25 protein-coding genes are annotated in these 25,474 nt (G+C 70.9%); 2 read left to right on the top strand and 23 right to left on the bottom strand.

Features of this window, described 5'->3' with window-relative positions; translation table 11 throughout:
* Positions 1-3 precede the first annotated feature (3 nt).
* The 4 genes from BM109_RS33975 to BM109_RS33960 all read right to left on the bottom strand — a co-directional run bounded on the left by BM109_RS33975 (position 4) and on the right by BM109_RS33960 (position 5,668).
* A complete protein-coding gene (locus BM109_RS33975) occupies positions 4-1,008 on the bottom strand; it encodes a Bug family tripartite tricarboxylate transporter substrate binding protein (protein WP_093353050.1) in 1,005 nt (334 codons plus the stop codon).
* Positions 1,009-1,196: 188 nt separating this feature from the next.
* Positions 1,197-1,730 carry a MarR family winged helix-turn-helix transcriptional regulator gene (locus BM109_RS33970; protein ID WP_177239539.1) on the bottom strand — a complete coding sequence of 178 codons (534 nt, stop codon included), beginning with the start codon at positions 1,728-1,730 and terminating at the stop codon, positions 1,197-1,199.
* Between the two features lie 73 nt (positions 1,731-1,803).
* Complete coding sequence (locus tag BM109_RS33965; RefSeq protein WP_093353044.1) at positions 1,804-2,142, bottom strand: YciI family protein; 339 nt, start codon at positions 2,140-2,142, stop codon at positions 1,804-1,806.
* A gap of 16 nt (positions 2,143-2,158) precedes the next feature.
* Entirely contained in the window at positions 2,159-5,668 is a 3,510-nt protein-coding gene (locus tag BM109_RS33960) for an indolepyruvate ferredoxin oxidoreductase family protein (RefSeq protein WP_093353041.1), read from the bottom strand.
* A gap of 119 nt (positions 5,669-5,787) precedes the next feature.
* On the opposite strand from BM109_RS33960, the gene BM109_RS33955 reads away from it, so the two are divergent.
* Positions 5,788-6,282 (top strand): Lrp/AsnC family transcriptional regulator, encoded by a 495-nt coding sequence (locus tag BM109_RS33955; RefSeq protein WP_057589770.1) that lies wholly within the window; start codon positions 5,788-5,790, stop codon positions 6,280-6,282.
* Positions 6,283-6,309: 27 nt separating this feature from the next.
* Here the strand turns inward: BM109_RS33955 and BM109_RS41705 are convergent, their stop codons facing one another.
* The 18 genes from BM109_RS41705 to BM109_RS33875 all read right to left on the bottom strand — a co-directional run bounded on the left by BM109_RS41705 (position 6,310) and on the right by BM109_RS33875 (position 23,928).
* Positions 6,310-6,489 (bottom strand): hypothetical protein, encoded by a 180-nt coding sequence (locus BM109_RS41705; RefSeq protein ID WP_256222949.1) that lies wholly within the window; start codon positions 6,487-6,489, stop codon positions 6,310-6,312.
* Positions 6,490-7,053, bottom strand: coding sequence for a zeta toxin family protein (locus BM109_RS33950; protein WP_256222948.1), 564 nt, complete (start codon positions 7,051-7,053; stop codon positions 6,490-6,492).
* Positions 7,050-7,415, bottom strand: a complete 366-nt coding sequence (locus tag BM109_RS41000) for a hypothetical protein (protein ID WP_143129318.1) — start codon at positions 7,413-7,415, stop codon at positions 7,050-7,052. The genes BM109_RS33950 and BM109_RS41000 overlap by 4 nt, the downstream gene beginning before the upstream one ends.
* A gap of 120 nt (positions 7,416-7,535) precedes the next feature.
* Positions 7,536-8,945, bottom strand: coding sequence for an FAD-binding oxidoreductase (locus BM109_RS33945; protein ID WP_093353038.1), 1,410 nt, complete (start codon positions 8,943-8,945; stop codon positions 7,536-7,538).
* Positions 8,946-8,960: 15 nt separating this feature from the next.
* A complete protein-coding gene (locus BM109_RS33940; protein ID WP_093353035.1) occupies positions 8,961-9,725 on the bottom strand; it encodes an ABC transporter ATP-binding protein in 765 nt (254 codons plus the stop codon).
* Complete coding sequence (locus BM109_RS33935) at positions 9,722-11,509, bottom strand: branched-chain amino acid ABC transporter ATP-binding protein/permease (RefSeq protein ID WP_093353032.1); 1,788 nt, start codon at positions 11,507-11,509, stop codon at positions 9,722-9,724. Before BM109_RS33935 ends, BM109_RS33940 begins: the two co-directional genes overlap by 4 nt.
* The gene (locus BM109_RS33930; RefSeq protein ID WP_093353029.1) at positions 11,506-12,543 is read right to left on the bottom strand and encodes a branched-chain amino acid ABC transporter permease; all 1,038 of its coding nucleotides are present in this window, start codon (positions 12,541-12,543) and stop codon (positions 11,506-11,508) included. Before BM109_RS33930 ends, BM109_RS33935 begins: the two co-directional genes overlap by 4 nt.
* A gap of 22 nt (positions 12,544-12,565) precedes the next feature.
* Positions 12,566-13,732, bottom strand: coding sequence for an ABC transporter substrate-binding protein (locus BM109_RS33925; protein WP_093353026.1), 1,167 nt, complete (start codon positions 13,730-13,732; stop codon positions 12,566-12,568).
* Positions 13,733-13,783: 51 nt separating this feature from the next.
* Positions 13,784-14,797 (bottom strand): 2Fe-2S iron-sulfur cluster-binding protein, encoded by a 1,014-nt coding sequence (locus BM109_RS33920; RefSeq protein WP_093353251.1) that lies wholly within the window; start codon positions 14,795-14,797, stop codon positions 13,784-13,786.
* 20 nt (positions 14,798-14,817) lie between these two features.
* Positions 14,818-15,927, bottom strand: a complete 1,110-nt coding sequence (locus tag BM109_RS33915; protein WP_256222947.1) for a hypothetical protein — start codon at positions 15,925-15,927, stop codon at positions 14,818-14,820.
* Between the two features lie 71 nt (positions 15,928-15,998).
* Positions 15,999-17,219, bottom strand: a complete 1,221-nt coding sequence (locus BM109_RS33910; protein WP_093353023.1) for a CaiB/BaiF CoA transferase family protein — start codon at positions 17,217-17,219, stop codon at positions 15,999-16,001.
* A complete protein-coding gene (locus BM109_RS33905; RefSeq protein WP_093353020.1) occupies positions 17,216-18,577 on the bottom strand; it encodes a phenylacetate--CoA ligase family protein in 1,362 nt (453 codons plus the stop codon). Before BM109_RS33905 ends, BM109_RS33910 begins: the two co-directional genes overlap by 4 nt.
* A gap of 36 nt (positions 18,578-18,613) precedes the next feature.
* A complete protein-coding gene (paaN, locus tag BM109_RS33900) occupies positions 18,614-20,266 on the bottom strand; it encodes a phenylacetic acid degradation protein PaaN (RefSeq protein WP_093353017.1) in 1,653 nt (550 codons plus the stop codon).
* Positions 20,267-20,273: 7 nt separating this feature from the next.
* Positions 20,274-21,431, bottom strand: coding sequence for an acetyl-CoA acetyltransferase (locus tag BM109_RS33895; RefSeq protein WP_093353015.1), 1,158 nt, complete (start codon positions 21,429-21,431; stop codon positions 20,274-20,276).
* Positions 21,428-21,805, bottom strand: a complete 378-nt coding sequence (locus BM109_RS33890) for a Zn-ribbon domain-containing OB-fold protein (protein ID WP_093353012.1) — start codon at positions 21,803-21,805, stop codon at positions 21,428-21,430. Before BM109_RS33890 ends, BM109_RS33895 begins: the two co-directional genes overlap by 4 nt.
* 9 nt (positions 21,806-21,814) lie before the next feature.
* Complete coding sequence (locus tag BM109_RS33885) at positions 21,815-22,597, bottom strand: enoyl-CoA hydratase/isomerase family protein (RefSeq protein ID WP_093353009.1); 783 nt, start codon at positions 22,595-22,597, stop codon at positions 21,815-21,817.
* Complete coding sequence (locus BM109_RS33880) at positions 22,594-23,070, bottom strand: MaoC/PaaZ C-terminal domain-containing protein (protein ID WP_093353006.1); 477 nt, start codon at positions 23,068-23,070, stop codon at positions 22,594-22,596. Before BM109_RS33880 ends, BM109_RS33885 begins: the two co-directional genes overlap by 4 nt.
* Before the next feature lie 111 nt (positions 23,071-23,181).
* A complete protein-coding gene (locus BM109_RS33875) occupies positions 23,182-23,928 on the bottom strand; it encodes an alpha/beta fold hydrolase (RefSeq protein ID WP_093353004.1) in 747 nt (248 codons plus the stop codon).
* Positions 23,929-24,012: 84 nt separating this feature from the next.
* Here BM109_RS33875 and BM109_RS33870 point away from each other — a divergent pair, with 84 nt between their 5' ends.
* Positions 24,013-24,435 (top strand): helix-turn-helix domain-containing protein, encoded by a 423-nt coding sequence (locus BM109_RS33870; protein WP_093353001.1) that lies wholly within the window; start codon positions 24,013-24,015, stop codon positions 24,433-24,435.
* Here the strand turns inward: BM109_RS33870 and BM109_RS33865 are convergent.
* The gene (locus BM109_RS33865) at positions 24,425-25,459 is read right to left on the bottom strand and encodes an SDR family oxidoreductase (protein WP_093352998.1); all 1,035 of its coding nucleotides are present in this window, start codon (positions 25,457-25,459) and stop codon (positions 24,425-24,427) included. The genes BM109_RS33870 and BM109_RS33865 overlap by 11 nt on opposite strands.
* Positions 25,460-25,474 lie beyond the last annotated feature (15 nt).

Genomic DNA, 25,474 nt, shown 5'->3' with positions numbered 1-25,474 from the left:
GCTTCAGCTGTCGATGGAAAAACCGGTGGACTGCACGATCGGCGCCCACTTGGCGAGGTCGGCACGCACCATGGCGTCGAGTTCGCGCGGCGTGACCGCGCTCGGCAGGAAGGCGCGCGCGGCATAGGCCTCCTGCAGCTCCTTCGTGGCCACGGCGTCGCGGATCTGAGCGGCCAGTGCGTTCGCGACGGCGGGCGGCGTCCGGGAGGGCGCCCAGACGGCGAAGTACTCCTGGATGTCGAAGTCGCGAAAGCCGGCCTCGCGCATGGTGGGCGCCTCCGGCAGGTAGGGCGAGCGCGCGGAGCCGGTGGTGGCCAGCACGCGGATGCGCCCTTCCTTCGCGAACGGCAGCGGCTCGCTCAGCACGTTGACCGAGGCCGCGATCTGGCCGCCCACCACGTCCTGGATGGCGGGCGCGCCACCCTTGTAGGGCACGTGCGTGAGGTTCATGCCGGCGGCCTTGCCGATCACCACGCCCGCGAAGTGGGCCATCGTGCCCTCGCCCGGCGAGCCGAAGCTGGCCTTCGAGGGATTGGCGTTGCACCACTGCGCGAACTGCTGCACGGTGCGCACCTCGGGCGGCACCGCCGGCCCCACGCTGAGGCCGAACTGGAAGGTGCACACGGTCGACACCGGCGCGAAGTCCTTGAGCGGGTCGTACGACAGCCGCTTGTAGACGTGCGGATAGATCACCATCACCGAGGCGGGCGCCAGCACCAGCACGCTGCCGTCGGCCTCCGCCGCCTTCACGTGGTCCATCGCGAGGCGTCCGCCCGCGCCCACGCGGTTCTCGACCAGCACCACCGGCGCGTAGCTGCCCTTGATGCGTTCGGCCAGCAGCCGCGCGATGGAATCGCCCGAACCGCCCGCTGGAAAACCCATCACGATGCGCGCCGTCTTCGACAGCGTGGGCGGGGTTTCGGCGGCGGCCGCCAGGGGGAAGACCGGGATCAGCGCACCCGCTGCGGCGCAGGCCGAACCGGCAAGGATGTCGCGGCGTCGAATCATGGCTTGTCTCCTTTTTTTAGGGGGTGCGCCGGATTCTAGGCCTATTCATTTCATTGTGAAACTGTTTCTTTTGGAAATTGATTTCTTGCTTCTGCCCGTGTGGTCGCCGGCAAGCGGGCGTGCGCGTGCCTCCGCGCGGCGCGGATCGATCGCAAAGGGGGAAGGCGCGGCGCCGGCCGCGTGGGGATTCAGACGGCCGTGGCCGCCGGCAGTGCGTCGGCCGGCGCGAGCTCGCGCCAGTCGCGCGTGTCGTCCAGCGTGGCGTTGGCGCGCGCGACCAGCACCTGCATCGCCGCCTGCACGGTCTTGAGCTCCTGCGGCGTGAGCGCGCTGGTCAGCTCCTGCTCGATGGCGCGCGCCAGCGGCATCACGCGCTCGTAGGCGTCGGCGCCGGTCTTGGTGAGGCGCAGCACGACCTTGCGGCGGTCCTTGGCATCCACGCGGCGCGAGACCAGCTTCTTGGTCACGAGCAGGTTCAGCGCGCGCGTGATGCTGACCTTGTCCATGGCCGTGCTCTCCGACAGCTCGGTCGCCGACATCGGCGAGAACGCGACCAGGTTGGCGAGCACGCGCCACTCGACCACGCCGATGCCGAGTTCCTCCGAGTACATGCGCGCCAGCATGCCGCTCACGCGGTTCGTGATGACCGAGCACTGGTAGGGCAGCCAGTCGTTCAGGCGCAGGATGCCGTCGGGTTGAACGCTGGCGGCATCGCGGGGCATGGGGGAGGCACTCTCTTTGGACGGCATGGCCGGGGACTTTAGCGCAGGCACGCCGCGCGGGCGCCGCGCCGGCTCAGTCCGGCGCCGCGACCGCGCGCGATGCCTCGCGCCGCAGTTCCTGCAGGAAGCCTTCGCGCGGCTCGGGCAGGTAGCCCGTGAAGAGCGTGCGCCGCACCTCGGCGAACAGCCCGGCGCGCGCATAGGGCTCGCCGGCCAGGAAGTCGTCGGCCTGCGCGGGGTCGTCGGTGGCCAGCAGGAGGTACATGCCGACCAGCTCGCCGTCGACCAGCGACGGGCCGCCGTGCAGCACGCGCGCCTGGTTCGCGATCATGTAGTCGAGGTGGACCGCGCGGATCGGCAGACGGTCCCGCGCGCCACCGGGGCGGTAACGGCAATCGAGGGCGATGGGCATGGCGGGTGCTCCTGGCTCAGGCGGTCTTCAGCGCGGGCGGCTGCATCGCGGGCGGCGGTGCATCGTGCGCCGCCAGCAGCACGGGCAGGTTGCGGCGGTACTCGGCGATGCCGCGCGCCTTCACGTGCCCGTAGCCGCGGATCTTCTCGGGCAGCGCCGCGACCGCCACCGCGCTGCCGATGCGCTCGCTGGTCAGCCCATCGAGCAAGCGCCCGACGAGCCCTTCGTACTCGACCACCAGCGCGCGCTCCTCGCGCCGCTCGGCCAGCCAGCCGAAGGGATCGAGCGGCGTGCCGCGCAGGCCGCGCAGCGCCGCGAGCGTGCGGAACACCGGCAGCATCCAGGCGCCGAAGCTGCGCTTGAGCACTTTGCCGTCCGCACCGCGCTTCTCGAAGATCGGCGGCGCCAGGTGGAATTGCAGCTTGAAGTCGCCCTCGAACTGGCTGCGCAGGTTCTGCAGGAACTCGGGCCGCGCATGCAGCCGCGCGACCTCGTACTCGTCCTTGTAGGCCATCAGCTTGAACAGCGAACGCGCCACCGCCTCCGCCAGCCGCGGCCGCCGCGCGCCGGGCGCGACGGCGCGCTCGGCGGCCTCCACGCGGCGCACGGTGTCGAGGTAGCGGCGCGCATAGCGCGCGTCCTGGTAGTCGGTGAGGAAGCGCACGCGCTCCTCGAGCAGCTTCTCGAAGGACTGCGGCAGGTTCAGCGTGACGACGCTGCCACGCTCGCCCATCAGCGTCCGGCGCCATTGCGGATCGGCGGCCGTGAGCCGGCCGGCCGCGAAGGCGCGCTTGTTGGCGGCCACGGCCACGCCGTTGAGCTCGATCGCGCGCATCAGCGCCGCCAGGCTCACCGGCACGCCGCCCTGCTGCCAGGCATGGCCGAGCATCAGCATGTTGGCGCCGATGGCGTCGCCCAGCAGCGCCTTGGCGGTGGCGTTCGCATCGATGCGCTCGACCTGCGCGGCACCCGCGGCGGCCTCGATCTTGGCGAGCAGCGCGTCCTCGCGGTACGGCAGGTCGGGCTGGCGCGTGAACTCGGCCAGGGTCTGCAGGTGGGTGTTGACCACCACGCGCGTGCGGCCCTCGCCGATCACGCCCAGCACGTCGGGCAGCACGCCCACCACCAGGTCGGCCGCGATCAGGGTGCGCGCGGTGCCCGGCAGCAGGCGCACCGCATGCAGGCGATCGGGCCTGTCGGCCAGGCGCACGTGGCTCACGACCGAGCCGCCCTTCTGCGCGAGCGCGGTGAAGTCGAGCACCGAGATGCCCTTGCCCTCGAGGTGCGCGGCCATCGCGATCAGCGCGCCGAGCGTGATCACGCCGGTGCCGCCGACGCCCGCGATCATCAGGTCGAAGGGCTGCGCGAGCGAAGGCAGCGCGGGCAGCGGCAGCGCGGCCGCCAGCGCCTCGGGGTCCTGCGCGGGCGCGGCCGCCGTGCCCTTGCGCAGGCTGCCGCCGAGCACGCTCACGAAGCTGGGGCAGAAGCCCTCGGCGCACGAGAAGTCCTTGTTGCAGCTCGACTGGTCGATCTGGCGCTTGCGGCCGAACGAGGTCTCGAGCGGCGCGACCGACAGGCAGTTCGACTGCGTGCCGCAGTCGCCACAGCCTTCGCAGACCTCGGGGTTGATGAGCACGCGCCGCGCCGGATCGGGATAGCTCTTGCGCTTGCGGCGGCGGCGCTTCTCGGCCGCGCAGGTCTGGTCGTAGACCAGCACCGTGACGCCCGCGATCTCGCGCAGCTCGCGCTGCACCATGTCGAGCTCGCGCCGGTGCCGCACCTGCACGCCCGCGGCCAGCGCCACGCCGTGGTAGCGCTGCGGTTCGTCGGTCACCACCACCACCTTGCGCGCGCCTTCGCTCGCGACCTGGGTGCAGATCTGCGGCACGCTGGTCTGGCCGTCGACGGGCTGGCCGCCGGTCATCGCCACCGCGTCGTTGAACAGGATCTTGTAGGTGATGTTGGCACCGCCCGCCACCGCCTGCCGGATCGCGAGGTAGCCCGAGTGGAAGTAGGTGCCCTCGCCCATGTTCTGGAACACGTGCGGCACGCGCGTGAAGGCGCCGCGCCCGAGCCAGTCGGTGCCCTCGCCGCCCATCTGCGTGAGGCCACCGGTGCCGCGGTCCATCCAGCTCGCCATGTAGTGACAGCCGACGCCGGCCTGTGCCTGGCTGCCCTCGGGCACCTTGGTCGAGCTGTTGTGCGGACAGCCCGAGCAGAAGTACGGCAGCCGCCGCATGCCGTCGGCCTCGTTCGACAGCGCCGCGCGCGCGGCGAAGCGTGCAGTGTCGATGCGCGCGGCCAATGGATGATCGACGGCGCGCAGCCAGGTCAGCAACGCGGCGGCGATGCTCGCGGGCGAGAGCTGGCCGGTCCAGGCCAGCAGCGGATGGCCCTCGAGGTCCTGCTTGCCGCAGACCGTGGGCCGGCGCGCGCGGTTGAACACCCGGTCCTTGAGTTGCTGCTCGACCACCGAGGCCTTCTCCTCGATCACCAGCACATGCGACAGCCCCTCGCAGAAGCGGTCGGCGCCCTCGGCATCGAGCGGGAACACCAGGCCGGGCTTGTAGAGCCGCAGGCCGAGCGCTGGCAGGTCGTCGGCGCCGAGGCCGCAGCGCTGCAGCACTTCCATCAGGTCGTGGAAGGACTTGCCGACCGCCACGATGCCGGCCGTGGCGCCGGGCGCCGGCACCACCAGGCGATCGAGTGGGTTGCCGCGCGCGAAGGCACTGAAGGCCTCGAGCTTGGCAGCCAGCCGCAGCTCGACGGCCGGCGTGAGGAAGTCGCTGGTGCGGTATTCGAGCGCGGAGGTGTCGGGCAATCCGGACGGCTCGGGCAATGCGAGCGCCGCGCCCGAGGAGGCCTCGACCGAGCGCGCGCTCTCGACCGTCTCCGAGATCGCCTTGAACGCGACCCAGGTGCTGGCATGGCGCGAAGCCGCCCAGCCCCAGAGGCCGAAGGCCTCGTACTCGTCGACCGAGGCCGGATGCACGATCGGTATGCCCCAGCCCATCAGCGACAGGTCGCTGGCGTTGGGAATCGACGACGAGGTGGCTGCATGGTCGTCGCCCACCACCATCAGCACGCCGCCGCGGCGCGAGGTGCCGGCCGCGTTGCCGTGGCGGATCGCATCCCCCGCGCGGTCCACGCCCGGCCCCTTGCCGTACCACATGGCGAACACGCCATCGACCTCGCGCTCGGGGTCCAGGCCGACCTGCTGCGTGCCCATCACCGCGGTGGCGGCCAGGTCCTCGTTGATGGCCGGCAGGAAGCGGATGCCGTGCTCGGCCAGGTCCGACTTGGCGCGCCACAGCTCGGTGTCGACGCCCGCGAGCGGCGAGCCGCGGTAGCCGCTCACGTAGCCGGCGGTGTTCCAGCCGCGGGCCTTGTCCTCCTGCTGCTGGCGGAACAGCAATCGCACCAGCGCCTGCGTGCCGGTGAGGAACACGCGACCTGCGCGCGCGGTGCGGTTGTCTTCGAGCCGGTAGCCTGTCTCCAGCGCGGGCGCTGCTTCTTCTGTCTGCATGGTGTGGATCCGTCCATCGGGGGGAAGATCAAATATTAATCCGTCTGGACAGCATATATAATTGCGATCCATGCGGCGTTGGTGACAACCCGGCATGTTTCATTCCGGAGAACGCCGCCATGGGAAAGACCGATTCGACGCCGCTGTCCGACGCGCCCACGCGCCGCATCCTCGACCTGCTGCAGGCCGACGGCCGCATGACGGTGCAGGCGCTGGCCGACGAGGTGGGCCTGTCCTCGGCGCCCTGCTGGCGCCGGCTGCGCGAACTCGAGGACAGCGGCATCATCCGCCGCTTCGTCGCGCTGGTCGACCGCAACAAGGTCGGCCTGCACGGCTGCATGTTCACGCAGATCAGCCTCGAGCGGCATTCGGAAACGGTGGTGGCGGCCTTCGAGCGCGCGGTGCAGGCCACGCCCGAGATCCTCGAGTGCTGGGTCACCACCGGCGACGGCGACTACATCCTCAAGATCGTGGTGCCCGACGCGCTGGCCTTCGACCGCTTCCTGCACCGCTTCATGCTGAAGCTCGAGGGCATCCGGCAGATCAAGACCTCGGTCGCGCTGCGCGAGGTGAAGAACGACACCCGGCTCGACCTGACGCGGGTGCCGCTCTAGGGAGGAGGGGGAGGATCGGGACGAGCGCTACGCGACGGATTGCGGGCTCACGACGTTGAGCCACTCGCCGATCTCGCCAGGAATCCGGCGACGTGTGCTGCGTCGCAGGTCAAAAGCTTCACGCTCGCCAATCTGGATGCGGCACACGGTAAACGCCTGCCGGGCAGTACGGCTGTTGTCGGCGAAGATCGTGGCGTCAGCCACCATTTACGCGGTAGCGATCGCCTTCTGGGTGCGCGGGAACCGGTCGATGAGCTTGTCGACGCCTACCGCGTGGCCGCCCTCGGCGATGCGTGTGACCACGCGTCCGATCGACAACTGCACGTTCGACAGACCGACAAAGAACAGCATGACGAAGTAGCCGGCTTGCTGCATCTCGCGGATGAGATGAATCTTGGACTTGACCGTCCCATCGGGCAGCTCTTCCCAGTAAGAGAAAACGGTCTCCATGGCAAACGGCACGCCACGTGCCATGGCTTGGCCCACGAAGGCCTCGACACCTTTCTGAGCGACCTTCATCCAGCTCTCGTCCGTATCCCGCAATTCCTGCGCCCACTTGGTCAACTTGCCGTGGCCATCCGGCTCCGGAAGGATGGACAGCATCATCCGGTCGGCATTCACCAGAGGAATCTGGAAGCTCGACGACAGGTAGCGACGCCACATCGTCGACTTGCCCGAACCATTGTGGCCAGCAAGGATCACCGCAAGCGGCTTCTTCGAGCGACGCTGGGTACGCTGAACCTTTGCAACCGCCTGGGCGAGCGTCGTCATCGCTTGGCGCTCAGCACCTTGAACTTGCCATTGACGAATCTGCCCGTCGCCCTCTTGCCGTTGACTTCACGGATGAGCCGACTTGGATCTTGCGGATCCGCCCGAAAAAGAGGCACGCCGGCAAGGCTTTTGACCGTCACGCCCGGCCTGACGAGCTTGGGCAGGGCTCTAGCGAGCGCGGCCTGCCCGCTGCTGACGTTGCGACGCAACTCGTCGTCCCCGGGGGACACTGCGTTCACGCTCACCGCGCCGAATCTCACCGTCGAAAAGGCCGAACCGCCGTTGACGGTGTTCACGACGATCCTGCCGGCGTTGGCGTCCCGGGTAGGTCTGGCAGGAACGGAAGGCTTCTTGGCAAGCATCGGGGCGTCTCGGTTGTGGCGCAGATGGAAGGGCCGAGACTATTTTGCTCAAAAAGGCCGTCGATAGTTTCAAAACATGGTTACCTCTCCATGAGTGCGATGGCGGTTGCCGCCCCTCCGTCAGCCGACGCTGCGACGCAGCACCTTGCCCGGATTCATGACCCCGCGCGGATCGAGCGCCTGCTTGATCGCCGCCATCACGCGCATCGAGGCGCCGCGCTCGAGTTCGAGGAAGTCGAGCTTGCCGTAGCCGATGCCGTGCTCGCCGGTGCAGGTGCCGCCCATTGCGATGGCGCGGCGCATCAGCCGCGCGTTGAGCGTCTCGGCGCGCGCCATCTCGTCGGCATCGGCGGGATCGACCACCACGCACAGGTGGAAGTTGCCGTCGCCCACGTGGCCGCACATGGGCGCGGTGAGCCCGAGTTCCTCGACGTCGGCGCGCGCCGCCAGCACCGCCTCGCTCAGGCGCGAGATCGGCACGCAGGCATCGGTGGGCATGCCCTGGCAGCCGGGACGCAGCGCGAGCGCGGCCCACCACACGTCGTGGCGCGCCTGCCAGAGCCGGCTGCGCTCCTCGGGCGTGTCGGCCCAGGCGAAGCCCACGCCGCCGTGCTCGGCCGCGAGCTCCTCGGCCACGCGCACCTGCTGCGCCACGCTCTCGGGCGCGCCGTGGAACTCGAGGAACAAGGTGGGCATGACCGGCAGCCCGAGCTTCGCATAGCGGTTGCAGGCCTCGACCTGCTGCGCGTCGAGGAACTCGATGCGTCCCACCGGCACGCCGGTCTGCATGATCGCGGTGACCGCCTCGATGGCCGCGCGCAGGTCGGGAAAGCCGCAGCGCGCGGCCGCGATCCGCTCGGGCAGCGGATGCAGCCTGAGGCCCACCTCGGTGACGATGCCCAGCGTGCCCTCGGCGCCGGTGAACAGGTGCGTGAGGTCGTAGCCCGCGGCCGACTTGCGCGCGCGACCGCCGGTGCGCACCACCTCGCCGTCGGGCAGCACCACCTCGAGCGACATCACGCTCTCGCGCATGGTGCCGTAGCGCACGGCGTTGGTGCCCGAGGCGCGCGTCGACACCATGCCGCCGATCGAGGCATCGGCGCCGGGGTCGATCGGGAAATGCAGGCCGCTGCCGTGCAGCGCCGCGTTGAGCTGCTTGCGCGTCACGCCGGCCTGCACGCGGCAGTCGAAGTCGGCCTCGTGGATCTCGAGCACGGCATTCATGCGCGAGAGGTCGATGCAGATGCCGCCATGCAGCGCCGCGACGCCGCCTTCGCACGAGGTGCCGGTGCCGAACGGGATCATCGGCACCGAGGCCGCGTGGCACAGCCGCGCGACCGCGGCCACCTCCTCTGTCGACTCGGCGAACACCACCGCGTCGGGCGCATGCAGCGGATGGAAGGACACGTCCTTGCCGTGCTGGTCGCGCACCGCCTGGCCGGTCGCGCAGCGCTCGCCGAAGCGTTCGCGCAGCTGGTGGATCACGGCGGCGACGGGGCGCTCGCGCGGCGCGAGGGATTCTTCGTTCATCGGGGGTCTCCTTCTTCAGGCCGCCAGCTTCTCGGGCGGCATCGATTCAATAGCGGCCGAGGGCGCCGCGGCCCGCCCCAGGTAGCTGTCGGCGACCCGCGCGTCGCGCGCGACCTCGGCGGCCGGCCCCTGCAGGCTCACGCGGCCCATCTCGAGCACGTAGGCATGGTCGGCCACCTCGAAGGCGGCGCGCGCGTTCTGCTCGACCAGCAGGATCGCCACGCCCTGCGCCTGCAGCCGCCGCACGGTGGCGAAGATGTCGCGCACCACCAGCGGCGCGAGCCCCAGGCTCGGCTCGTCGAGCAGCAGGATGCGCGGGCGCGCCATCAGCGCGCGGCCCAGCGCGAGCATCTGCCGCTCGCCGCCCGAGAGCGTGTGCGCGAGCTGCGCATGCCGCTCGCCCAGGCGCGGGAACAGCGCATACACGCGCTCCATCTCGGCGGCGATCGCGCGCCGGCCCGCGCGGCGCCAGCAGAAGGCGCCGAGCTCGAGGTTGTCGGCCACGCTCATGGTGCCGAACAGGTCGCGCTGCTCGGGCACCAGCGAAAGGCCCATGGCCACGCGGCGCTCGGGCGAGACGAAGCGCAGGTCGGTGCCGTCGAGCCGCACCTCGCCGCTCATCGGCAGCCGGCCCATGAGCGCGGCCAGCAGCGTGGACTTGCCGGCGCCGTTGGGGCCGACCACGGTGACGATCCCCGAGGGCGGCACCGACACGTCGACCTCGTGCAGCGCGGGGATGCGGCCATGGAACGCGCACAGCGCGCGGGCTTCCAGAGTCATGCCGCGCTCCCCAGGTAGGCCTGCTGCACGCGCGGGTCGTCGCGCACCGCCTGCGCCTCGCCCTCGGCGATCTTCTGGCCGAACTGCATCACGACCAGGCGGTCGGCGATGTCCATGATGAATTCCATGTCGTGGTCCACGATGAGCACGGTCACGCCTTCGCCGCGCAGTTGCTTGAGCAGCGCGGCCAGGGTCTTCTTCTCCTGGTGCCGCAGGCCCGCCGCGGGCTCGTCGAGCAGCAGCAGCTGCGGGCGGGCGCACAGGGCGCGCGCGATCTCCAGGATGCGCTGCTTGCCCAGCGGCAGGCTGGCGGCCGGCGCATCCGCGAGGTCCTCGAGGCCGCAGCGCCGCAACTGCGCCAGCGCCATGGCCTCGATCGCGGCCTCCTCGCGGCGATCGAGCCGCAGCATGGCGCGCAGCCAGCCGTCGCGCCCGAGCAGATGGCAGCCGAGCGCCGCGTTGTCGCGCACGCTCATGTCGGGCACCAGCTTCACGTGCTGGAAGGTGCGCGCCACGCCGCGCGCGGCCACGTGGCGCGCGCCGAGCGCGTCGATGCGCTGGCCGCGCAGCAGGATCGCGCCGGCGCTGGCGGGCAGCAGGCCGGTGATCAGGTTGAACAGCGTGCTCTTGCCCGCGCCGTTGGGCCCGAGCAGCGCGACGATCTCGCCGCCGCGCACCTCGAAGGAGACGCGGTTGACCGCGACCAGCCCGCCGAAGCGCTTCTCGGCCCCGTCGACGCGCAGCAGCACCTCGCCCGGCGCGGCGGCTGCGTGCTGCGCGGGCGCGCGCAGCTCGACCGGCGCGCCGCGCGGCGCGGGCCGCCGCGGCACGGCGGCCGTGAAGCGCGTCCAGCGCGCGAGCAGCGGCCACAGCCCCGCGTTGGCGCGCGCGAGGATCAGCAGCATCAGCACGCCGAACACCGCCATCTCGAAGTTGCCCGAGCGGCCGAGCAACGCCGGCAGCACGTCCTGCAGCACCTGCTTGAGCACCACCACCACGCCGGCGCCCGCGAGCGCGCCCCACAGCGCGCCCACGCCGCCCATCACCGCCATGAACAGGTACTCGATGCTCATCTGCAGCCCGAAGGGCGTGGGATTGAGGAAGCGCTGCATGTAGACGTAGAGCCAGCCCGCCATGCCGGCCAGGCCCGCGGCGGTGCAGAACACCGCGACCTTGAGCCGGAACGCATGCGCGCCGAAGGCCTCGGGCAGGTCGGCGCCGGCGCGCAGCGCGCGCACCGCGCGGCCCAGCCGCGAATCGAGCAGGTTGCGCACCAGCCAGAAGGCCAGCGCGAAGCCCCCCGCGATCAAGCAGAACATCGAGCGCTCGGACGCGAAGTCGAAGCCGAACAGGTTCAGCGCGGGAATGCCCGCGAGGCCGTTGAAGCCGCCCAGCGGCTCGATGATGCCCAGCCCGTAGTAGACGACGACGCCCCAGGCCAGCGTGGCCAACGACAGGTAGTGGCCGCCCATCGAGAGCGTGAGCGCGCCGATGCCAGCGGCCGACAGCGTGGCGAGCGCGACGCCGGCCAGCAGCGTGGCCCAGCCCGGCACGCCGTGCGCCACCGCGAGGTAGCCGGCCGCGTAGGCGCCGATGCCGACGAAGGCCGCCTGCCCGAAGGAGATCAGGCCCGCGAAGCCGGTCATCAGCGTGAGCCCGAGCGCCACCGTGGCGTAGAGCAGCACGAAGCTCGCGAGCGTGACGTAGTAGCTCGAGGCGAACATCGCCACGCCGGCGGCGGCCGCCACGGCGAGGGCCGCGAGCAGCCAGGAACGAAAGCTCATGAAGCCTCCTGCGAATGCGGGTCGGCCAGCGAACGCCACAGCAGCAGCGGCACGATCAATGCGAACACGATGATCTCCTTGGCGGCGCTCGCGCCGTAGGACGAGAAGGCCTCGAGCAGGCCCACCACGAGCGAGCCCGCTGCGGCGAGGACGTAGCCCGAGAGCCCGCCGACGATCGCGCCGACGAAGCCCTTGAGCGCGAGCAGGAAGCCCGAGTCGTAGTAGATGGTGGTGAAGGGCCCGATCAGCACGCCCGAGACCGCGCCGATGAAGGCGGCGATGGTCAGCGCCAGTTCGCCCGAGTGGTCGGGCGAGATGCCGACCAGCCGCGCGCCGTCGCGGCACACGGCGGTGGCGCGCAGCGCCTTGCCGCTCAGCGTGTGGCCGAAGAAGGCGAAGAACACGGCCACGAGCACGGCGCTCGCCGCCACCACCGCCAGCGTCTGCGGCGCCACCGGCAGTCCCGCGAGCAGGCCGGCCGGCAGCTCGAAGCCCGGCAGCCGCGAGCCCTCGGGCCCGAACACGTACAGGCCCAGCGCCACCAGCACGAAGTGCAGCGCGATCGCCGCCACCAGCAGCACCAGCGGCGAGGCATTGCCCATCGGCCGGAACACGGTGCGGTAGATCAGCGGCCCCATCGCCGTGACCAGCGCCACCGCCGCGGCCGTCTGCATCCAGGCCGGCGAGCGCGCACCGACGCCGAACCAGGCGAAGGCGCAGGCCGCCAGCGGCAGCGCGCCGAGCAGCGCGAGCCGGCCGCCGAGCCCCGCCAGGTTGCGCTGCCGCAGCCGCTCGGCGGTTTCCATGCCGCAGGCCAGCAGGGCCACCGCCGCCACCGGCACCGCCAGCCCCGGCGCCTGGCCCTGCTGGAAGGCCGCGATGGTCAGCACGCTGGCGCTGACGAATTCGCCTTGCGGGACGAACACGATGCGCGTGACGGTGAAGACCATCACGAGCGCCAGCGCCAGCAGCACGTAGACCGCGCCGCTCGCGAGGCCGTCCTGCACCAGCAGGCCGAAGATCCGCATGTCCATGATCAGTGGTGTCCGCCGCGCGTCAGGGGATGTACTTCCAGCTGCCCTTCTCGATGCGCACCATCACCCGGCTGCGCTGGTCCAGGCCGATGTGGTCCTTGGGCCCGAGGCTGTAGACGCCGTTGGTGGCATGCAGGTCCTGCGTGGACTCGATCGCGTCGCGCAGCGCCTTGCGGAATTCGGGCGTGCCCGGCTTGGCGCCCTTGAGCGCGCGCGGCGCCGCGTCCTGCAGGATCAGCGCCGCATCCCAGAGGTAGGCGGCGAAGGTGGAGCGCTGGCCCGCGTTGGGCAGCGCCTCGTACTTGCGGATGAATTCGAGCGAGGGCTTCTTCGCCGGGTGGCTGTCGGGCAGTTGCTCGGCCACCAGCACCGGGCCGGCCGGCACGAAGGTACCCTCGAGCTTGGCGCCGCCCACGCGCAGGAAGTCGTTGTTCGCCACGCCATGGGTCTGGTAGACCTTGCCGCGGTAACCGCGGTCGAACAGCGTGGCCTGCGGCAGCACCGCGGGCGTGCCCGAGGCCGCGATGAACACCGCGTCGGGCTGCGAGGCCAGCAGCTTGAGCACCTGGCCGGTGACCGAGGCATCGGTGCGCGTGTAGCGCTCGTTGGCCACCACCTCGATCTTGCGCAGCTCGGCGAGCTTGCCGAACTCGCGCCACCAGCCTTCGCCGTAGGCGTCGTTGAAGCCGATGAAGGCCACGCGCTTCACGCCGTTGTCGGCCATGTGCTTGATGATCGCGGTCGCCATGTGGGTGTCGCTCTGCGGGGTCTTGAAGGCCCAGCGCTTGCGGTCGTCCACCGGCTCGACGATGGCGCCCGAGCCCGCGAGGCTGATCATCGGCGTGCCGCTCTCCACCAGCACGTCGAGCACGGCGAGCGAGTTGGGCGTGAGGCTCGGCCCGATCAGCAGGTCGATCGCCGACTCGGAGATCAGCTTGCGCACGTTCTTGACCGTGGTCGAAGTGTCGGAGGCGTCGTCGAGCAGGATGTAGTTGACCTTCTCGCCGCCCGCGGTGGCGGGCAGCACCGAGACCGTGCGCTGCTGGGTCACGCCCACCGAGGCCGCGGGCCCGGTGGCCGAGACCACCACGCCCACGTTGATGTCGGCCCGCGCGCCCGAGAGCGCCGCGAAGCACAGTGCCGCGCCGAAGGCGGCGGCCCGGAAGCGGGCCTTTGCAATCTCGATCATCGTTGTCTCCTTTTATGTGTCTGTCGTACCGGGAAAGAAATCGAAAGCGCGCTAGGTCTGCGCCACCGGCGTGAAGCTGTCGGCGGAGATCGCCGTGCTCTCCATGCCCAGCGCGATGCAGGTGTCGGAACAGGCGGCGACGAAGCCCGGCGAGCCGCCGATCACCGCGCGGGCGCCGGCCAGCGAACCGTGGTTCTCGCGCAGCCACGAGGGCGCGTACTGCTGCCTGGTGCAGAAGCGGCTGCGCGCCTCGGTCACCAGCAGCGCATAGCGGAAGTTCGGATGCGCGCGGGCCAGCCCCGCGAGGCGGTCCATCAACATCAGCTCGGCGTCGTCGCGCACCGAGAACAGCAGCGTCATCGGGCTCGCGTCGCCGTGCGCGAGCGCGTCCTCCATGATCGAGAGCACGGGCGCCAGGCCGGTGCCGCCCGCGAGGCCGAGCACCGGGCCCTCGCCCTCGGGCAGCCGGCAGGTGCCGTAGGGACCGGTCACGCCAACGCTGTCGCCGGGCTGCAGCAGATCGTGGATATGGCCGCTGGCCGCGCCGCCCGGATGGCGCGCCACCAGCAGCTCGATCAGGCCCGCGCTCGAAGGCACGGTCGCGAGGCTGTAGCGCCGGTGCGGCGACAGGCCCGGCAGCGCGAGTTCGACATAGGCGCCGGCCTGCGCCTCGAAGCGCAGCGGCTCGCTCGCCTGCAGCACCAGCCGCCGCACGCGCGGCGTCAGCGGGGTGTTGCACAGCACGCGCGCCTCGAAGCTCTGCACGGCCGAGCCCTCGCCGCCCGGGATCGGCTGCACCGTGCGCAGATGCACCTCGGCGCTGAGCGGCCGCGCCTGGCACATCAGGCAGAAGCCCTCGGCGATCTCCTGGTCGGAGATCGCGAGGCCCAGCGACCAGCCGTTGTCGACCGTGCCCTGCGTGACGCGCGCCTTGCACATGCCGCAGGAGGCGCCGCGGCACTGGTGCGGCAGCACCACGCCCTGCGACAGCGCGGCGTCCAGGATGATCTCTCCCTCGGGGACGCCGAAGCGGATCGCCTCGTTGACGAGGATCGTTCGGCTCATGTTCATCGATGTCATGCGGCCTAGAAGATCGGGATCACCTTCTCGGGATCGAACACCACCTCCTTGCCCTCGATGCCGACTTCGGGCAGCGCGGGGAATTCGATGCCGTAGGGATCGAGGTTGGCCTTCATGCGCAGCACGGCCGTCTTCCAGTTGGCCTTGCGCTCTTCGAGCGTGAGGATGCCCAGGCCGGCGCTGCGCGCGACCTCGTCGATCTGCCGCTGCGCGGGGATGAAGGTGGGCGGCAGCTTCCAGAACTGCTCGGGCGGCTCGTGCAGGATGCCCGAGAGGAACACGAAGCCCGCGCGCAGCTGGATGCTGATCATCTGCTTGTCGTCCTCGGTGAGCACCGGCAGCAGCTTCTGCAGCACCGCCAGGCAGATACCCAGGTGGCGGCCCTCGTCCTGGCCGATGCGCTTGAAGGCTTCCTTGAACACCGGGATGGTGGTGCGCTGGTACATGCCGTGGAACAGCGTGCTCGAGGCCACCTCGCCGAACAGGAAGGAGGTGAACAGGATCGCGAGCGGGTACTTGTCGACGCCGTTCTTGAAGCCGGTCCAGTAGCGCGAGCCGTTGTAGTAGAGCCACTCGATGTTGTTGCGCGCGAGATGCCCGAGCGGCGTCTCGGGCACATAGCCGAGCGGGCCGCCGGGCGTGAGGCGCTTGATGGCGCGGCCGCACACTTCCTCGTGGTTCATCTCGTCGCGCACGACCGAGAAGAAGCACTTGCGCACCGGGTCCTCTTCCTTGCTCTCGTAGGTATGGATCATGGCGCGCGCGAACACCGACGGCCCCGAGCCGTCGAACACCGCGAGCAGCGAGAACCAGTAGGCCATGGCGTAGCGCTGGTCGAGGCTGTAGTCCTCCACGCGCAGCGTGTCCCAGGCCAGGGTGTGTGGCGACCAGCCCGGATCGCGCGCGGCGTCGTAGATGTCGTAGAGCTTGGGCGTCTCCACATGCCACTCGAGCGGAAAGATGTTGGGCCCGTCGATGCCGGGCGCGGCCTCGATCTCGGCGAGCAGGGTCTGCGGGTCGGGCATGGCGAGCACCTGCTCGGGCGGCGAGGTCAGCGCGCGCGCGAGCGCGGCGGTGTCCTGGGCGTTGTCCTGGTGGGTGGGGGACGGGTTCATCGGGAATCTCTCCTTGTCATGTGTTCGGATGGGAGGGGGGTGGATCATTGATTAGCCTTCCAGACGGCATATCAATTGGCAAAGGAAGAACGCGCGTGCGGAATCGCGCCCGCGCGAGTGGCTTCGGCGAGTTCGGCTTCGCCGAGACCGGCGGCGCGCAGCACCTCGAGGCTGTGCGCGCCGAAGGCCGGCGCCGCGGTGCGGTAGCTGGCCGGCGTGCGCGACAGCGAGACGGCCGAGGCCACGCCCATCTGGCCGCCGGCTTCGACGAAGCGCTCGCGGTGCAGCGCATGCGGATGCGTGCGCACCCCGCCGACGTCGAGCACCGGGCCGCAGGGCACGCCCGCGCGCATCAGCTCCTGCGCGATGGCCTCGCCGTCGCGCGTGGCCAGCAGCGCTTCGAGCTCGGCCTTGAGCGCCGCCGCGTTCGCGAGCCGCTCGCTGTTGTGCGCGAAGCGCGGATCGTCGGCCAGCTCGGCGCGGCCCAGCAGCGCGACCAGGCGGCGGAACTGGCCGTCGTTGCCCACGGCGATGAACACGCCGACGCTGCGCGTGGCGAAGGCGTCGTAAGGGCAGATGTTGGGATGCGCGTTGCCGCTGCGCCCCGCGACGCGGCCCGACAGGAAGTGGTTGGGCAGGTGCGGATGCATCAGCGAGACGCCGGTGTCGAACAGCGTGGCCTCGACCGACTGGCCCCGGCCCGACAGCTCGCGCTCGCGCAGCGCCATCAGGATGCCGATGACCGCGTGCAGCCCGGTCGCGATGTCGATCACCGGGATGCCCATGCGCAGCGGCGCGCCGCCGCGTTCGCCGTTGACCGACATCAGCCCGGTCATGGCCTGCGCGACCGCGTCGTAGCCCGGCAGGCCGCCCAGCGGGCCGTCGGCGCCGAAGCCGCTGACGCGGCAGTGCACCAGGCGCGGGAAGCGTTCGCGCAGGAAGTCCTCGTAGCCGATGCCCCAGCGCTCGAGCGTGCCGGGCTTGAAGTTCTCGACCAGCACGTCGGCGTCCGCCAGCACGCGCAGCAGCAGCGCGCGGCCCTCGGGCAGCGAGAGGTCGAGCGCGACGCCCCGCTTGTTGCGGTTGACGCCGAGGAAGTACGACGCCGCGCCGTCGAGAAAGGGCGGGCCCCAGTCGCGCGTCTCGTCGCCCTGCGGCGGCTCGACCTTGATCACCTGCGCGCCATGGTCGGCCAGCATCTGGGTGCAGAAGGGACCGCCGAGCACGCGCGACAGGTCGATCACGCGCAGGCCGGCCAGCGCGCCGGGCGTGGTTTGCGTGGTGTGCGTCATGCCGGGCTGGCCTCCGAGGCGCTGCGACGCAGCACGCGCGTGGCCTTGGCCTCGTAGCGCGGCAACGCGCCCTCGTCGTGGCAGCGCACCTCGCAGGTGAGGCCCAGCCGGGCCTTGAGCCGCGCGCGCACCTCGCGCGCCAGGTCGTCGCCCGTGCAGGCCGTGCCGGGCACGCGCTCCACGGCCACCTCCATGTGGTCGAGCACGCTGCGCTCGCTGTCGATGTAGATCTGCCAGGCATCCTTGGCCAGGCCCTCGACGCCCGCGATCACGTCCTCGATCTGCGAGGGATAGACCAGCACGCCGCGCACCTTGAGCATGTCGTCCGAGCGGCCGATGATGCGGCCGATGCGCGCATAAGCATGGCGGCCGCAGGCGCAGCGGTAGGGCTGGGCCGAACGGCGCACCAGGTCGCGCGTGCGCCAGCGCAGCACCGGCGAGGCCTCCTTGTCGAGCGTGGTGAAGACGATCTCGCCGACCTCGCCCGGCGCCACCGGGCGCAGGGTCTGCGGGTCGAGGATCTCGCTGAGCACGCTGTCGTCGTTGACCAGGTGCATCTCGTCGTCGCCGTGCGAATGCGGGCAGGAGACGCCGAGCACCGGCCCGCCAGCCTCGGTGGTGCCGTAGATGTTGTGCGCCAGGAAGCCCTCGGGCATCAGCGCCTCCATCTCGCTGCGGAAGGTGGTCGACACCGACTGGCCGCCGAACAGCCCCACGCGCAGCGCCCAGTCGCGGCGCGGGTCGATGCCGGCCTTGCGCGCCTGCTGGATCAGCGTCATCAGCCACAGCGGCGACATGGTCGTGACCGTGTGGCGGTGGTCGCGCAGCCACTGCACCATCAGCTCGCCGCGACCCGGGCCGACGGGGAAGTTGACCGCGCCATAGGCCTTGAGCGCCTCGTCCATCGAGCTGCCGCCGATCCACAGGCCATAGCCGTAGCCCTGGTAGACGCGGTCGCCCGCACGCACGCCCACGGTGCGGTAAATGCGTGAGAGCTGGCGCACCAGCGTGTCTTCCCAGTCCTTTTGCGTGAAACCGAACAGCACCGGCAGGCCCGTGGTGCCCGAAGTCGCGCAGAAGCGCACCACCTGCTCGAGCGGCACGGTGAGCAGCGGGTACGGATAGAGCGCGCGCAGGTGGCTCTTCTCGAGCAGCGGCAGCGCCTGCAGCGCGGCGCGGTCCTTCAGGTCGAGCGGCGAGGCGCCGGCCGCCGCGAAATGCGCCTGCCACTGCGGCGAGTGCGCGAGCCGGCGGCCGAGCGCGGCGAGCTTGGCGTCCTGGCGCGCCTGCAGCTCGTCGAGCGACAGGAAATCGTCGGCGGCATCGGCCGCGGCCTGCGCATTGCGGGATTCGGTCATGGGGCGTCTCCTTTGTTATTGGCTGCAGTCCGCGCTTCAGGCGGCGAGGTAGCGGCGCGTTTGCAGCACACGGAAGCGCGGCAGCACGAAGGCGGTGTCGCACAGCGCTGCGTTGCCGGCGGCGTTGTGGCCGCTCACGTGCAGGTCGCTGAAGGCTGCCGACTGGTTCACCAGCACCGGGCCGGTCATGTCGAGCGTGAGGTGCACGCCGGCATCGGTGGCCGCGTTCTTCGCGCGGCGCACGAAGGCCTCGTCGCTCGAGTACACCGACCAGGTGATCGCGCCGCGCGAGCGCGTGACCTCGTGCGCATGCCGCAGCGCCGCGTCGGCGTCCTCGGTCACGATCAGCAGGCTGATCGGGCCGAAGTGCTCGCGCGCGATGGTGTCCAGGGCTTCGGGCGGCACGGCGTACAGGGCCGGCGTGCGCAGCACCGCATCGGGCAGATCGGGATGCGCGAGCCGGCGCGAGGCGAACACCGGCTCGCCTAGCGATGCCGCCTCGACGGCACGTGCCTCGGTGGCATCGCTCTGGATCGCGCCCAGCAATTCGATGGCGCGCACCGGATCGGCGACCAGCTTGGCCACGGCCGCGGCGAGGTCGGCCTTGAAATCCTCGACCGTCTTCGCCGTGCCGTCCTGCAGCCGGATGCCCGCGCGCGGCAGGTAAATGCTCTGCGGCGTGGTGCACATCTGGGCGCTGTAGAGGCTCAGCGTGAGCGCGAGGTTGCGCACCAGGCCGGGGTAGTCGCCGGTGCTCTCGATCAGCACCGCGTTGACACCCGCCTTCTCGGTGAAGACATGGGCCTGGCGCGCGTGGCTTTCGAGCCAGTCGCCGAACTCGGGGCCGCCCGTGAAATCGATCAGCTTCACGCGCGCATCGAGCGCGAGCGCCTTGGTCTTGGGCGCGGCGCGCGTGTCGACCAGCAGCTGCACCACGTCGGCGTCGAGGCCCAGGCCCGCGAGCACCGAGCGTGCCGTGTCGACGCACAGCGCGAGCGGCAGCACGGCCGTGGGATGCGGCTTCACGACCACCGGGTTGCCCGTGACCAGGCTCGCGAACAGGCCCGGGTAGGAATTCCAGGTCGGGAAGGTGGCGCAGCCGATCACGGCCGCGATGCCGCGCGGCAGGATCTCGAAAGTCTTCCCCACGCGCAGCGGCCGGCGCGCATCGGGCTTCTCCCAGAGCACGTGCGCCGGATAGGCGCCCATCTCGCGCACGGCGATGGCCACGGCCTCGAGCGCGCGGTCCAGCGCATGCGCGGTGCCGGCCTGGAAGGCCATTGCGAACGGCTGGCCGCAAGCATGCATGCAGGCGAAGGCCATCTCGAAGGCGCGCTGCTGCAGCGCCTCGAGGATCTCGAGCGCCACCGCGGCGCGCTCGGCCGCATCGAGCGCGGCCCAGGCCGGCGCCGCGGCCTCTGCGCGCGCGAGCACGGCATCGACCGGTTCGTCGGCATAGGCGGTGTCGAAGGGCACGCCGAAGGCGCTGCGCTCCTCGCCGCGGATCGCACCGTCGCGCCGCGTCCAGGCCGCGCGCACGGCGGCCTCGCCGGCTGCGCGCGAGCCGTCGGCGTAGACGGGATGCGTCGGATCCTCGGGATAGGCGCTGTGGTAGCCGCGGCGGGCCACGGCGGCGATCGCATCGGCCAGGCGGCCGGCGTGTTTCAGTTGCAGGTCTTGGAGGGTCATGGTGGGTTCAGAGCGTGGCGGCGGTGCCGAAGATCGCAGTGCATTGGCTCGACATGTAGCCGCCCGGCGCATGGGCCAGCGCGAGCTCGGCGCCAGCCACCTGGCGCGCGCCGGCGTCGCCGCGCAGCTGCACCACCGACTCGATCGCGGTGTAGATGCCGAACATGCCGGGGTGGCCGAGGGAGAGTCCGCCGCCGCTGGTGTTCATCGGGAAGTCGCCGCCCGGCGAGGCGCGGCCGCCATCGAGGAAGGCGCCGCCCTCGCCCTTGGCGCAGAAGCCCGTGTCCTCGGCGAAGACGATCGGCATGATCGTGAAGGCGTCGTAGAACTGCACCACGTCGATGTCCTTCGGGCCCACGCCGGCCTGCGCATAGGCGGTGGCCGACGACACGCTGGCCGCGGTGCGCACCAGGTCCGGCATCTGCGCGATGCTGCGGTGCGTGGCGGCCTCGCCCACGCCGAGCAGGTAGACCGGCTTGCGCCGCAGCTGCGCGGCGCGCTCGGCCGAGACCACGACCAGCGCGCCGCCGCCATCGGTCACCAGGCAGCAGTCGCGCACGGTGAAGGGATGCGCCACCGGCCGCGCCGCGATCACGTCCTCGATGCTCAGCGGCCCGGGATCGGGCGCATCGGTGTCGAGCCGTGCCCAGTCGCGCGCGCTCACCGCCACCTGCGCGAGCTGCTCGCGCGTGGTGCCGAACTCGTGCATGTGGCGCTGCGCGACCATCGCATAGGCCGCGAGCGGGCCCGGGTAGCCGTAGGGCACTTCGTAGGGGTTGGGTTCGGAATGGGTCGCGAATTGGCCACCCGCCGATTTCTGCGTGCTGCCGTAGGCGATCAGCGCCACCGAGCACAGGCCGGCCGCGATCGCGGCGCGCGCATGGTTGAGGTGCGCGAGGAAGGCGCCGCCGCCGACCTGGGTGGAATCGGTGTAGCGCGGGCGCAGGCCCAGGTATTCGCACAGGCTCAGCGTCGGCATGAACAGCTGCAGCCCGGCCGCGAACACGCCATCGACATCGGCCAGCGAAAGGCCCGCGTCGTCGAGCGCGCGTACCGAGGCCAGCGCCATCGCGTCGAGCGGCGAAGACAGGGCCGGCATCGTCGCGAAGCCGGTGCTGCCGATGCCGGCGATCGCGGCCGCGCCGCGCAGATTGGTTGCGCTCATGCGAGCGCTCCGAACACCACGCGGTGCGCGTCGTTCCAGGGCTCGATGCGCGCGGCCACGCGCAGGCCGATGCGCAGCGCGCCGGGCGCCGCATCGACCACGGTGGCCATCATGCGAAAGCCTTCGTCGAGATCGACCAGCGCGATGTTGAAGGCGCCGTCGCGCCGCTGCACCTCGGTGCAAGCGTGGACCGTGCCCTCGCCGCGGCTGGTGCGCCATTCGAGTTCACTGGGCCGACCGCCTGGACCCACGGCCTGCGGCGGAAAGACCGCGCGGCCCGCGCCATGGTCGAACTGGTAGGCCAGCCGGCCTTCGGCCAGCGCGGCGAGGAACAGGGCGCGCGGCGAACGCGCGGCGTCGGGAGTGGAGGTCATGTCAATCGCCTAGCGTCCGATGAAGCGCGGCTTGCGCTTCTGCTGGAAGGCGCCGATGCCCTCGATGCCGTCGGGCCCGGCCAGCGCCTCGGCCTGCGCGATCGCCTCGAGCTCGAGCGTCTCCTCGAAGGAACGCGCGCGCGACAGGATGCGCTTCGACGCGGCGAAGGCGGCGGTCGGGCCGCTCGCGATCTCGCGCGCCATCTGCAGCGCGATCTCGTCGAGCGACTCGGCCGCCACGCTGCGGTTGACCAGCCCCATGGCCGCGGCTTCGCGCCCCGAGAACAGGCGGCCCAGGAAGATCAGTTCGGCCGCGCGGTGCGGCCCGACGCGTTCGCGCAGGTGATGGTGGCCGCCCGAATCGAGCACCGCGCCGATGTTGCGGAACGGGCTGCCGAGCAGCGCATCGTCGGCGACCAGCGCGATGTCGCAGGCCAGCGCCAGCCCGAAGCCGAAGCCCAGCGCGGGGCCCTGCACCGCGGCGATCGTCGGCACCGGGCAGTCGCGCACGGCGACCAGCACCGGGTTGATCCGCTCGCGCAGGATCGCGAGCGTGTCGTCGGTGCCGGGGTGCGTGTCCTTGAGATCGCGGCCGGCGCAGAAGGCATGGCGCGTGCCGCGCACCAGCACCGCGCGCGCACCGGCCGACACGGCCTCGCCGATCGCATCGCCGATCGCCGTCATCTCGTCGAGGCGCAGGCTGTTCTTCGCGGCGGGCCGGTCGATCGCGATGACCGCGAGCGACGACTCCAAGGTCAGGCGCACCGCGTCGGTGGAGATGGCGCCGCTCATCGCGCGGCTCCCTCGAAGGCCATCAGGATGCGCAGCTCGCTGGCCATCAGCAGCAGCCCGTTCTGGTTGTGGACGTTCCACTGCAGCCGCAGCACGCCATCGATGCCGGGGCGCTTCACGGTCTTCTCGAGCACGGCGGCCTCCAGATGGATGGTGTCGCCGATGAAGGCCGGCGCGGTGAAGCGCAGCGCATCGCTGCCGTAGTTCGCGACGATCGCCGGCGCCGCGGGCGGGATGCCCAGGCCGGCCGCATAGGCCAGCAGCATCAGCCCCGGCGCGATGCGCTGGCCGAAGCGCGTGCGCGCCGCATGGTGCGCGTCGGTGTGCAGCACGTACCAGTCGCCGGTCAGCGCGCACCACTGAACGATGTCGGCCTCCGTGAGGGTGCGGCCGCGCGAACGGAAGCGCGCGCCCTCCTCGATCCGGTCGAAGTGCTGCTCCAGAAATCCACAGGTGCTGGTGATGTCGGTCATCGCGTCTTTATTTAACCTTCCAGACGGAATATAAATGAAGACGAAGACCTGGCGGCAGCTAGGGCTTACCCGAAGCTGCGGGAAAAGGCGCGATCGAAAGGGGTGTGGTCGTCAGCCGCCGCGCGCCAGCGAGGCGGCGGCGTCGACGCGTGCGAGCCATCGCAGGAAGGCCTCGGCGACGGCCGCGGGCTGTTCCAGCGTTGACATGTGGCCGCACTGCGGCACCACGACGAGTTCGGCATCGCCGGGCAGCAGGCCCGCCATCTCCTCGCTCAATGCCGGCGGCGTGATCTGGTCCTCGCGGCCGCACAGCACCAGGGCCGGCGCCGTCAACGCAGGCAGCAGCTCGCGCGCGTCGCGGCGCTGCATCGCGGCCTTCTGCTGCCGTGTGAAGCCCTCGCCGCCGACCTGCCTCGCCATGTCGGCGAGCAGCTCGAGCAGCGTGCGGTCCTGCGCATGCGACGGATGGATCACGCGGGGCGTGAAGCTCTCGACCACCTGGGCGAAGCTCGCGCCGCCCGAGCTCAGCGCCGCCACCATCCGCTGCCGGTTCTGCGTGGCCTCCTCGGAATCGGCGCGCGCACCGGTGTCGAGCAAGGCGAGGCCCGCGATCCTGGCGCCGGCCTGCCGGCACACCTCGAGCGCGACGTAGCCGCCCAGCGAGAAACCCGCCAGCGCGAAGCTTCCGTCGGGCATCGCGGCCAACGCCGTGGCGGCCAGGGCCTCGACGGTGTCGGCCCCGTCGGTCGGCGACACGACGACATCGCGCCCGACGGGCAGCGCCCGCCGCACGGGATCCCAGACGCGCGCGTCGTTCATGAGGCCGGGAAGCAGCAGCAGCGGTACGGTGTTCATCATGGCGAGTCCTCGGGTGGTGGCATGTCGATGGGCTTGTTATAACTATGAAGTCAAGTTCACAGTCAAGTCACCCGGAGCCGCTCCATGTGGATCGCAGAGTTCTCGCAGCAGGCCGGCCTCAGCGTCGCCACCGTCCGCTTCTATGTGCGCAGCGGCCTGCTGCAGCCGAAGACGGGCCTGGCCGGCGGCACGCGGCCCTATCTCGAGTTCTCGCCACGCGACCTGCGCCTGGTCGCCGCGATCCGCGCGGGCCAGGCCATGGGCATGTCGCTCGCCGAGATCCAGTTGCTGATGAACGAGCGCCGAGCCGGTGGCCGCGGCCGCATGCTGCAGGCCATGCTCGCGCGGCGCGACAGGTTGCGCCAGCAGCAGAAGGAACTCGCCGCGATGCTGCGCTTCGTCGACGCGAAGATCGCCTGGCTGCAGGCCGGCGCGCCCGGGGTTCCGCCCGAGCCGCCGAAGATCGGCACGCGTTCGCCCGAAGCGGGCCGCGGGCTCAGGCCTTGAGCAATCCCTTGGCGACCATGCTCTTCGCGGCCGCCGCGATGGCCTCACGGGCATCGCGTGGTGTCCAGCCGAGCACCCGACCAGCCTTCTCGTTGGAGGTCTTCTTGGCGTAGCCGAGATCGGGAATGAAGGGGCGAAGCTCGGCATTGAAGAGCGCAACCGCGCGCAGCAAGAGATCGGGGATCGTGCGGGTCGGAACGCGCCTGGCCGATTCGCCGAGCGCCGCCTTGACGATGGCGCCGATCTCCCGCATCGCCAGCGCTCGGCCATTCGAGAGCAGGAAGCGTTCGCCCGCGGCCCCTGGACGGGTCATCGCCAGGATGTGCGCGCGTGCCACGTCGCGCACGTCGACAACCGGGATGAACAGGTTCGGGAAACCCGGCATGTCCCCCTCGAGCATGCGCTGGATCACATGATTGGCCCCGGAGATGTCCTTGCCCATCACCGGTCCCATCACCGCGACGGGAAGCATGGTGGCGAGTTCCAGCCCACCGCCCTCGGCGGCGATGAAGGACCATGCCGCGCGCTCGGCGAGGGTCTTGCTCCTGCCGTAGGCATCGACGCCGGGGCCGTCGAGAACGGTCCAGTCGTTCTCGGTGAACATGTGGGCGCCGTGGGGATGTCCCCAGCTCACGGCATGGAACGCCGAGGTGAGGACGACGCGCTTCACGCCCGCGTCGCGCGCTGCCCGCAGCACGCGCAGCGTGCCTTCGCGCGCGGGGACGATCAGGTCGTTCTCGTTCGCCACGTGCCCGGGTTGCACCGGGGATGCGACATGCAGCACGAAGTCGACATCGGCCATGGCCTGCGCCCAGCCTTCGTCGCGCAGGAGGTCGGCGGCGACGAAGCTCAGCCTGTCGCCGTGCACCATGCCCGCGTCCGCGAGCGACGCCCGCACCTCGGCCTGCCTGGCGAGCGATCGAACGGTGGTCCGCACGAAATGATCCTGCGCGAGGAGCTGGAGGATGCAGTGTCCGGCGATGAAGCCGGAGCCACCTGTGACGAGGGCGCGTGTGGAGGTCATGAGAGGGTGCTTTCG

It is taken from the genome of Variovorax sp. PDC80, from assembly GCF_900115375.1.
In the GTDB taxonomy this organism is placed as follows: domain Bacteria; phylum Pseudomonadota; class Gammaproteobacteria; order Burkholderiales; family Burkholderiaceae_C; genus Variovorax.
This window is presented reverse-complemented; position numbering and strand designations above follow the sequence as displayed.